The following is a 3,477-nucleotide window of genomic DNA, read 5'->3' on the forward strand; positions in this document are numbered from 1 at the left end:
GGCCTCCGCTGCGCTCCGGCCGTCACCGGTCTTCCTCCATCCCCGGCTCTCTGATTGTGGGCGCGGCGGCCCGGCCCTCAAGCGCTCCGGTCCGTGTCCTCGCCGGCCCGCTCCTACGTCGCTCTACCGGCTGCGGTACTCCCTCCCGCGCTTGACCGCCGAACCACCGCGCCCTGGAACTGCCTTTGCCGGGGCGGGAGAAAGAAAGGTCGGCGGGCACCTGCACCGTCGCGGCCCGGGCCGTCACCCGGCGAACCGACCGTACGGAGGCCCGAAGGGAAGGCGGCCGCTCCGCGCCCACCCGAACCACGCCCGGAAAAGTGCAGGTCCCGAACTTGCCAAACCACAAACACGGACGGTAGAATAGTAAATGTCGAAACGGGGAGGGCAAACCCCGGGTCGACCACCACGATCCATCGAGTCGAGGGACTGTCCATGGCTGCCGTCATCGCCGAAACGCCGCTCATCCCGTTCTGGCCGACCGCCGAAGAGGTCGAGACCATTCGGTGCGAACGCTGTCCCGCCGACTCCGGCCAGCCGGACGACGCCGACGCCGGAGCCTGGGCCGCGCACGAAGGCGGCTGGCACGTCTCCGACTTCAACCGCGACACCTGCGGCTGTCCCCACCTGTGCGCGGAGTGCACCCACGACGCGTGCGGCACGGTGGACGACAGCCCCCGCCTGATCGGGATGCGCGTCGTCGGCTGACCCCACCCGGCCGGGCGGCCCGCCCCCGGGTCGCCCGGCCGTGACAAGAAAGGGACCCCATGGAATCCACCCGACTGGAACCCCGATTCCGCAGCGCGCGCAGCGAGAGCGGACCTCTCCACGCCCTGCCGCTCGAATACGCCAACGAGTCCGGCCACTGGACCCGGACACCGGCCCTGTGTGGAACCTTCGTGGACGGAGGCCGCACGTCCATGCCGGTGCGCCGCTGCTTCCGCGACATCGTCAAGGAATGGGCGAAGCTGAACGGGAACAGCGGATACAGCCGCCGTCGCCCCCGCCCCCGTGTCTCGAACTACGCAAGGCGCAGGTTCCATAGCCCGAATTACCGGGCACTGCTGGACCGGTTCGCCTGCCGGAAATGCAGAAAGGAGATCCGGCGCATCGTCAACCCCCGGTGGCGGTTGACTTCCCCGAAGCAAGACGGATAGAATAATACATGTCGAGAAGGGGAGGGCAAACCCCGGACCGGCCACCACGAGCCAACGAATCCAGGAGAACACCGTGACCGTCGCCGAACAGCTCGACACCATCCGCGACCTCGCCCACGATCTGTACGGCGGACGCGCCGAGACCGTTGACCGGGACGGGTACGGCTTCTACCGGATGGACGACTTCGAGTACGGCGCGGAGTTCTTCGCCCGTCCGCTGACGTCACTCTCCAGCGACGAGGCATTCAAGACCCGCCGGGAGCTGGGCCGCCAGGTCGCCGACTACGCGGACAGCCCGGGGGCCGATCCGGACATCGTCGAGATGAACGGGTTCGCCATCCGCCTCTGAAGCCCCCTGCCCCCGCGCCCCGGGCGCGGGGGCCGCCACCAGCCCGGCCAGCCGGCCCCCACCCGACCGAACGGACACCCCCGTGAGCAACACCCCCGACACTCCCGACCCCATCGGCTCCCTGTTGGCCCGCGCGGCAGCAGGGGACCGCGACGCCGCCGCCGAGTTCGAAGCCATACGGCGACAGCGCGCCCAGATCTCCGAGATCCTCAACCGGAGCGCCCGCGCCGCCGCGTGGCGAATGATCAGCCGCACCGAACCGGAGCCCTGCCGGTGAGCGCCGAGTCCGTTCCTCTCCCCGACCCGTACGCGGACCCGGCCGGACACCTCCACGCCCACCGCCGCCGCCTCCAGCGAGCCGAGACGGACATGGCCGGGGCGTTCCTCTACGACGCCGCCCCGGCCCTCCGCCTTGTGTGGCCCACTGCCGCACGTGTCGTGTTCGACCGGGCCGACCGTCACCAGCTCCACCCCTTGACGTTCCGGCGGATCGAAGACGCGCGCGGCGCGACCGTCGTCGGCGTGGAGGGCGCGGAGGCGCTCGACGGCGACCCCGCCGAACTCTGGTGCATCGCCCTGCACGAGATCCTCGCCGCCGTCCGCCACTGGAACGCCGGTGCCGTTCCCGGTGACCGGCCATGGCGCATCGACTTGCGCCACTCCAGCGAGGGTGAGCGCCCGCCGTACCTCTGCATCGTCACCCTTCCCCCAGTCCACCCGCCCGGCCTCACCGGCCCGGCGCGCGTTCGGCCGCAGGGTTGACACCAAACCCCAAAGCGGGTAGATTAATATATGTCGAAACGGGGAGGGCAAGCCCCGGACCGGCCACCACGAACCGTGATTCCCAGGAGCCGACATGCGTACCGACGACCGAACCGAGCGAAACCAGCGGATGTTCAAGCAGCGACTGGAGACGGCCGCGGCGGCCGGCGGCCGCAGTGCTCTGGGCCGGGCCGACAGGTGGTGGACCGAACTGCGCACCCTCGACCGCCTCACGGTGGAGAACGTCCGCATGGACGGCTTCTTCGACCACGTCACCCGGGGTCAGTACGAGGTGAAACTGTGGAACCGGCTCGCTGAAGCGCTCCGGGGCTGCGGCGCGGCCGACGCCGTGGACGTCTGGCACCGCCAGATCGCCGAAGCGGAGACCGACGCCCAGGACAAGGGCGGGACGATGGGCCACCCGACCCGCGATGCCCGCCGGGCCCTCTGGCGCGAGGCCAACGCCAACTTCGCGCAGGACGCCTCCTACTCCTTCCGCCGCGTGAGCTGAACGACCCCCGGAGCCGCGCCCGGGCGCGGCGCGGCTCCGTTGAAGGGTCCCGCGCGGAACGAAGCGGCCCGTCGCCGCTCCCGCGCGCCGGACCTCTCCGGAAGGCGGGCCGTGCGGCGGGCGAGGTTGACGCGCACAGCCAGGACAGGTAAAATAATACACGTCGGGCCGGGGAGGCAAGCCCCGGGTCGATCGCCATCGAACCACCCACGAGGAGGAACCCCCATGGCAGGCGAAACCACCATCACCCTGATCGGCAACCTTGTTGACGACCCCGAGCTGCGCTTCACGCCCTCCGGCGCCGGTGTCGCAAAGTTCCGGGTCGCCTCCACGCCCCGCGTCTTCGACAAGACCACCAACGAGTGGAAGGACGGCGAAAGCCTCTTCCTCACCTGCTCCGTCTGGCGGCACGTCGCCGAGAACGTCGCCGAATCCCTCACCAAGGGGATGCGGGTCATCGTTCAGGGCCGACTGCGTCAGCGCAGCTACGAGACCGCCGAAGGTGAGAAGCGCACCGTCTACGAACTCGATGTCGAAGAAGTCGGGCCGAGCCTGCGCAACGCGACCGCCAAGGTCGCCAAGGTGCAGCGCAACGGCCAGGCCCAGCAGAACGGATGGCAGCGGCAGCCCGCGCAGGCCCCCCAGGCCGACGCGTGGGCGTCGGCCCCCAGCGCGGACGACCAGCCGCCGTTCTGACC

6 protein-coding genes are annotated in these 3,477 nt (G+C 70.3%); all 6 read left to right on the forward strand.

Annotated features, from left to right (window positions below; genetic code table 11):
- The first annotated feature begins 435 nt into the window (after window positions 1-435).
- The 6 genes from ACFVIM_RS34035 (at window position 436) to ACFVIM_RS34060 (ending at window position 3,475) form a co-directional block, all read left to right on the forward strand.
- A complete protein-coding gene (locus ACFVIM_RS34035) occupies window positions 436-708 on the forward strand; it encodes a hypothetical protein (RefSeq protein WP_384309941.1) in 273 nt (90 codons plus the stop codon).
- Between the two features lie 522 nt (window positions 709-1,230).
- Entirely contained in the window at window positions 1,231-1,506 is a 276-nt protein-coding gene (locus tag ACFVIM_RS34040; RefSeq protein WP_384309943.1) for a hypothetical protein, read from the forward strand.
- 82 nt (window positions 1,507-1,588) lie between these two features.
- On the forward strand, window positions 1,589-1,783 hold the full coding sequence (locus ACFVIM_RS34045; protein WP_384309946.1) for a hypothetical protein: 195 nt from the start codon (window positions 1,589-1,591) through the stop codon (window positions 1,781-1,783).
- The gene (locus tag ACFVIM_RS34050; RefSeq protein ID WP_384309949.1) at window positions 1,780-2,268 is read left to right on the forward strand and encodes a hypothetical protein; all 489 of its coding nucleotides are present in this window, start codon (window positions 1,780-1,782) and stop codon (window positions 2,266-2,268) included. Before ACFVIM_RS34045 ends, ACFVIM_RS34050 begins: the two co-directional genes overlap by 4 nt.
- Before the next feature lie 94 nt (window positions 2,269-2,362).
- Entirely contained in the window at window positions 2,363-2,779 is a 417-nt protein-coding gene (locus ACFVIM_RS34055) for a hypothetical protein (RefSeq protein WP_384309952.1), read from the forward strand.
- 225 nt (window positions 2,780-3,004) lie between these two features.
- Window positions 3,005-3,475 carry a single-stranded DNA-binding protein gene (locus tag ACFVIM_RS34060; protein ID WP_384309954.1) on the forward strand — a complete coding sequence of 157 codons (471 nt, stop codon included), beginning with the start codon at window positions 3,005-3,007 and terminating at the stop codon, window positions 3,473-3,475.
- Window positions 3,476-3,477: the final 2 nt, after the last annotated feature.

Origin of the sequence: Streptomyces sp. NPDC057638, from assembly GCF_042800315.1 — a bacterium.
Classification (GTDB): Bacteria; Actinomycetota; Actinomycetes; order Streptomycetales; family Streptomycetaceae; genus Streptomyces.